This is a genomic window from Pseudomonadota bacterium (assembly GCA_026388255.1).
GTDB lineage: Bacteria > Desulfobacterota > Syntrophorhabdia > Syntrophorhabdales > Syntrophorhabdaceae > JAPLKB01.
This window is the reverse complement of the sequence record JAPLKC010000098.1, coordinates 1-4,240: the sequence shown is the minus strand read 5'-3', so window position 1 is coordinate 4,240 and position 4,240 is coordinate 1. Positions and strand designations below refer to the sequence as shown.

The following is a 4,240-nucleotide window of genomic DNA, read 5'->3' as shown; positions in this document are numbered from 1 at the left end:
TAATGAGTGAGTTGGTAATGTATGATCGAAGGCGCGAAGACCTATCAGAAGAAATTGCTTGCACTGTGCAAGCAATTTCAGAAATCGCCGGGAAGTCAATATCTACAGTGTTCCGCATAATTTCACTTTTAAAACTTTCTCTTGAAATTCAGACTGAAATCAGGTCAGGAAATCTCCCTGTCTCCCAGGGGTATCTCTTTGCAGCAAACCTCGATTGCCCTGACCTAAAAAACATATTCGATGCTATTATTAAAATGCCTGTCACAAATGCTACACTGGAGCGGATGCTCACAGCATATAAAAAAGCCAAACCCGACCCGAATAATATAAAGCCCGTATCTGTGAAGAAACAGGTTAAAGGTCTTGTGTCCATGAAGGCAACCTTTGATAAAGGCCTTGCAATATATGTCAGAGAAGACGTTGAAAAATTCCTCTATGAACTGCAGGTTTTTTGTGATTATGTCCAGCAACAGGCACCCAAATTTCCTTACAGCAAAAAAAGGCCGCCACAAGTGTGAGGAAGGTAGTGAATGGTGAAAGCTGATCCGCGATTCCCTTTGCCCAGCGTTCCTTCTGGTATCTACCGCTTAAAAAATACTCGGGGTCTGGGAAAGAACGTTGTTTCATACGTTACATTGCGGTTCTTAGAGCACAGCTTTCAGGTGGTAATACTTACTCTTGCGCTTGCGAAACCGGGCAGGGCATAGATAAGTAGGTGTTTATAATAACAGGCAATTTTAATTTTTCTTTAAATGGTTCAACCACAGGGCAAATACCGGATCAACAACACAGAAAATTCCATCATCCCTTTTCTCGATATAATCGAGGTTTATTAGTTTTTTTAAAGCCCCCTGGACACCTCCCACCGAACCCAGTCTGTGCCTTGCCATATAATGTGCTGAAAAAAGGCTGGCCGTCGATTCCTGGGCAAGCGCGGAAAGGAGCTTGATGTGCTGTATTGACAGCGCCCCGATCAATGCCTCATATATGGTTTTTTCGTCCTCCATCGTTTGTAAGGCGCCCTTGATATAATCGTCTCGGGTTATCGTGTCTTTTTCAGAAACCTCATATATGGAGTATGGTATCCGTTGAATATAGTAGGGGTATCCGTTAACAGAATTATAAATCATCTCTGCTATATCCTCCGGGCATTTTTTCCCGCCTGAAGAAAACCGCTCAACAATAAATACTATAGCTTCCCCCTTGGGCAACGGGGCAAGTTTGCAGCTAATATCACTTTTGTAAAAGGGTCTTTTCTTTTCATTGAAGATATCGATCAGTATCCTTCTCCTGCTTCCCACAAAAAAATAGGACACGTTCTGGTGGGTCTGTATGTGAGAACGCACCATGCCTTCAATCTTCAGGGAATCAGGCAATTCCGTAATCTCCTGAAACTCATCAAAGACAATATGAAATTGTGTATCACTTTCTGTGGCAAATTTTCCGAACTGGGAAAATGTTTCATCGAGGATATCCATGCCTTTTTTGTGACCGACGGGTTCTGCGGATATCGATATCCCGTCATACGGATCCGGTTTGATAACAGGACGCCAGGAAGACATAAACCGTATAGCTTTCTGGAGCATTGGTTCGTTTTTGTGGCAAAAAGCATAGAGTTGGGACGCAAGCCTTGCAGCCACGTCCTCTGTTGAATCAATCCCGAAGAAATCAATATATACAGCAACGAATCCTTTTTGAACAAGCTGGGACTGGACCCGTTTTATGAGCGATGTTTTTCCATACCTGCGCGGAGAGAAGAGCACAACATTTGCGTTGTTGGCGGCATGCGATATAAGATCTTTCAGCTCTTTTTCCCTGTCACAGAACGGAGCATCTATGGGTAATTCCTTGAAGATAAATGGATTTTTCATGATATATCCTCATATTATAGTATAGTTATTATAGTATAGTAACTACATTATAATATGTCAAGAAAAAGAATATGATCTGTCTCTTTTACCATATAATACAAATAAAAGCTGTTAACCACACTTCATGTTCCGTTGCTCTTCAGGTGTGAAGTTTTGCAGATATGTTCAATATTGAAAAACAGGTTAGTTGCGACTGCATGCAATGTAATATATGGTGAATTCCACTTCAAGATGCACAACATGAGATAATATGTAGGACATGACGGGTTTTCTGGCAGAGTGAAAGTACGAGAAACACTCATTAAGGAAGGTAGCCCATCATGCCTACAATCATTTGGCAGATGTGTTAATAATGGCTATCCCCAATGGGAGCAGGCCTGTGTTGTACATCACAACGTCAGATACTGCCCCCAGAAGGATATATTTCACTAATTAACCTATACTGACCTGTATCTACCAGCCGCGTTCTTCCCATGGTTTGTATTTAAGACCAAAGTCCTCCGCGATCAGTTTGTAGCAGTTGTAACTCTGGCCGCGACCGATACCATGGGCCGGGTGGCATGCCATGCCGGCCATATAGTAGTTCTTTATAGGCATACGCTGTTTTGCGAGCTCCGGCATCGGTCTGTTCCTTCCCGAGCATTCATAGTGGGCGTCAAGACCACCCCAACCGCCCTGAGGCATATTGGGATTCCTGTTCACTACGTCATCGGGAGTTGCAATCCAGGCAGCTATGAAGTTCTCCTCATTAACATTAGGAGCGTACTTGCCCCATTCCTTGACAAACTTCATTTCTATTTCCTTCTTCATCCGCAGCCACTCGCGCTCGCTGAAATTTCTCCACGGGCAAGTAAATTCCTCCACCAACGCGGCAAACCGTCCCTCCGGGGCACGGGTCTTGTCCCACTGAACATCAGGCGCGACAAGGAGGTAAAGCTGATCTGCGATTCCCTTTGCCCAGCGTTCCTTCTGGTATCTACCACTTAAAAAATACTCAGGGTCTGCGGGACCGAAGTAGAGCCTGGGAACCAGGCCCAGTTCAGGATTCTGAGGATACACCGGTGCATCCATAAGGGCCACATTCCCCCAGAAGAGCTGGGTTCTTTCATAGCCTTTGTCGTCATACAGGGATGCCGGTTTATCTTTGAGTTTCTGGCCTTTGGTCCAGATCTCCGGCGGCCAGTTCTCTTTGCCGGCAGCGTCAATGGTCAATTCGGTGTTGAGGTCGCTGACTACGATATCGGCCAGGATTTTTTCGCCGCTGGTAAGCTCGATCCCGTAGGCTTTATTATTGTCTACAAGGACCTTCTTTACTTCATTAAGAACAAAGAACTCTCCACCATATTTTTCAAAAGCCCTAAGCAGAGCATGGGTAATACTGTGGGTACCTCCGGTAACAATGGCTGCGGAGTCCATGGACAGGATCAGGCCCAAGGCATGTATATGCCAGTAGGGACCGGGTCTATCCTGAGGAAAGAAACCGGTGGACGTCTGGATGGCTCTCATATAGAAGGTCTGCATCTCGGGGCTTTTGAACAGATGGGTAGCGATATAGCCTACCGTTCCGAAGGCGATATCGGGGTCAATGCCGTCCTTCGTGTCATACGCAAGGGCCTCTAATGGATCCGGTCCATCCGGCCATTCGGCAGGACCGCTGAAGCGATAATGGTGCCATGCATCTCTCCACTTGGCCTTGTATCTCCTGATGATTTCTTCAACAGTGTTGGCGTCATCCTGATTGATCTTGGCTATCTCATTAATGGTGTACTGGGCCGCCGCCGGAGAAAATTCACACCTGCCCGTAAACTGATCAACAACCGGGAATATCGTCTTACCCAGGATGTAGTTGCCGTCAGGGTAGATCCATGCCTCATTGTTTTCAGGGAAGAGATAGACGAGCCCGTGATCTCTCAGATCGAAATCCTGATAAGCCGGGTTTGTATAAAATCTGGTAAAATGGGCGCATACATTCTGAATGAAACCTGGTACCGGCAGTTCCTCACCGCAGGCGCCGCCGCCCATTTCGTGCCATCTTTCAAACATGGCCGTCTTTAAACCGGCCCTTGCCAAATAGCAGGCTATAATTGTGGCGTGATGTCCACCGCCTACTATAACCGCATCGTATCTTTTATCTGCCATTTTGTCCTCCTTATTTTAAATATACAAATTTTTTGTTAAATTACTTTACAGGACTAAAATAGTCCTAAATCTCTTGCTTCTTTAACGCCCCGTGGTTCAGGCCACCATTTTTTAATCCCCAGATTCTCTGCAATCTTTTCTGCTGCATTAAAGCCGGGACCGTAGGTAATCATACCGCCGGAGTGTGTGGAGGCTCCACCGACATAGAGATTCTTTATTGGCGTATCATG

3 protein-coding genes are annotated in these 4,240 nt (G+C 45.5%); 1 reads left to right on the top strand and 2 read right to left on the bottom strand.

Annotated elements, in window-relative coordinates; genetic code table 11:
• On the top strand, window positions 1-518 hold a 518-nt coding region (locus tag NT178_15260; protein ID MCX5813886.1), incomplete at its 5' end, for a hypothetical protein.
• Between the two features lie 219 nt (window positions 519-737).
• Here the strand turns inward: NT178_15260 and NT178_15255 are convergent.
• Window positions 738-1,871, bottom strand: a complete 1,134-nt coding sequence (locus NT178_15255; protein ID MCX5813885.1) for an ATP-binding protein — start codon at window positions 1,869-1,871, stop codon at window positions 738-740.
• Window positions 1,872-2,324: 453 nt separating this feature from the next.
• Window positions 2,325-4,010 (bottom strand): NAD(P)/FAD-dependent oxidoreductase, encoded by a 1,686-nt coding sequence (locus NT178_15250; protein ID MCX5813884.1) that lies wholly within the window; start codon window positions 4,008-4,010, stop codon window positions 2,325-2,327.
• Window positions 4,011-4,240 lie beyond the last annotated feature (230 nt).